A 1,682-nucleotide genomic window follows, 5' to 3' on the forward strand; every position below is an offset into this window, starting at 1 on the left:
CAAAATACTCTCCTGACTTAAATGATATTGAGCATGATTTTAGTGCATTAAAGAGAGCTAAAATGTATGCGTCTCCTAACACATCTCTTGATGAAGTTATTCGTGCTTATTGTGCATGAAGAGTGTCTCATACTTATTTGAAATAACTATAATCTGAGAACGGCGAAAGTACCACAAAAAGTCAAAGATCGAGCAGAAGTAATCAGGTTAAACGCAAATGGCTGGTATGTTGAGAAAATAGCTACTCACTTTAACTGGGCTTCACAAACAGTGAGAGCAGTCTTACATAAATGGGAAGAATTTGGTATAGAAAGCCTTTGGAAAAAACCAGGTCGAGGGGTAAAAGCCAAATGGAAAGAAGAAGATATAGAGTTTTTGTCAGAATGCTTAAAAAAAGAACCACGTACATATAACAGTTTTCAATTAGCTGATAAGTTAGAAAAAGAGCGCTCTATTAAATTAAGTCCCGACCGACTAAGACGGGTACTAAAAAAAAAAGGGATCATTTGGAAAAGAGCTAGTCCAAGTCATAAAGGAAAACAAGACCCCAAACAACGAGCAATAAAGCAATCAGACCTAGATATGCTGGAATTAGCAGCGGCAGCCGGAGAAATCGACTTAAAATATTTAGATGAATCAGGATTTTGTGCGTGGAGTAAAGGAAGTTATACATATTACAAAAAAGTCAACAAAAACGGATACAGCAAACTAAAAATCGAGGTCGTAGATTAAGTATTGTGGGGCTTTTTGAACCTTTAAGTAGCTTTGTATATGGTTTGGTAATTGGAGGTGTTGATCGAAAAGCTTATATTCAGATGATGGAAAAAGAAGCAGAAGAAGCGGCCCAAATGAAACGGATTAGAATTATTGTACAAGACAACGGTCTAATACACCGATGTCAGGAGGTTAAACAGTTGTGGTCAAAGTGGGAAGCTCAGGGTTTATATATTTTTTTCTTGCCTAAATATTGTTCCGAAATGAACCCAATTGAATTAGAGTGGCAACACATTAAAGAAGATGAATTAGCAGCGACATTTGTTTGAGGATGAATTAGAACTCGCCTACGCCGTAATTCATGGAGTAGAAGTTAGAGGAAAAAGAGGAGATTACCCTACACAACGTATTAAATTCAAGTCCAGTCACCCGACTTAATATTTTGTTACATACTTATGGATTTTCCCGCCGACCTACTTATGTAGCCACCGCTAGCTTTCCTGTCTCTTTTTAGTCCTACGCCCTTGGGGCATTCCTTCTGTGCTTGTTTGAAGTAGTCCAGAATCCGCTCGTAACCAACAAGGTAGTCTCCAGTGGTACTTGCCGTGACTGGATTAGACTTTTCGCTCATCTTTCGCTCCCTACTATAAGAATGCCGACTTTGCTTGCTGTAGACAGCGTACAGCAAGTCGCTCGGTATTCGCTCAAATCCAAAACAGGACTTTCAGAGTAGGCACAAAAAATGGCTAGAACAACGTAAAAGCGTCGATTGAGAACTCAGCGCTAATTCAAATCCCACCCTCTCCGTATCCCTTGACTGATAAAGGTTTTAGCGATTAACAAGCTCTAGTTTTTCAGTAATACATACCAAAATGGTATATAAAATGGTATATATAGCAATCCTAAATGATTTTCTAGACCTAGAGCAATCCTAATTAATTTTTTCCGTGCAATTATATTTATGTATT

2 protein-coding genes and 1 pseudogene are annotated in these 1,682 nt (G+C 38.1%); 2 read left to right on the forward strand and 1 reads right to left on the reverse strand.

The features are described from left to right. Both QUB39_RS30415 and QUB39_RS30420 read left to right on the forward strand, forming a co-directional pair. Positions 1-119, forward strand: a pseudogene (locus tag QUB39_RS30415) (IS630 family transposase); the annotation flags it as partial. A 34-nt stretch (positions 120-153) separates the two neighbouring features. Continuing rightward, positions 154-1,043 (forward strand): IS630 family transposase gene (locus QUB39_RS30420; protein ID WP_333212886.1). Its coding sequence is split into 2 segments (ribosomal slippage): positions 154-679 and positions 679-1,043, totalling 891 coding nucleotides; the frame shifts between segments, so codons are not numbered across the junction. A 116-nt stretch (positions 1,044-1,159) separates the two neighbouring features. On the opposite strand, the gene QUB39_RS30425 is transcribed toward QUB39_RS30420, so the two are convergent. Then, the gene (locus tag QUB39_RS30425; RefSeq protein ID WP_333212884.1) at positions 1,160-1,345 is read right to left on the reverse strand and encodes a hypothetical protein; all 186 of its coding nucleotides are present in this window, start codon (positions 1,343-1,345) and stop codon (positions 1,160-1,162) included. Between the last annotated feature and the right edge of the window lie 337 nt (positions 1,346-1,682).

The sequence above is a fragment of the Microcoleus sp. AT8-B5 genome (assembly GCF_036705565.1).
Classification (GTDB): domain Bacteria; phylum Cyanobacteriota; class Cyanobacteriia; order Cyanobacteriales; family Microcoleaceae; genus Microcoleus.

Excerpts from the sequence above, each read along its gene's own strand:
- QUB39_RS30425 (WP_333212884.1), bottom strand. The coding sequence starts at position 1,345 with ATGAGCGAAAAGTCTAATCCAGTCACGGCAAGTACCACTGGAGACTAC.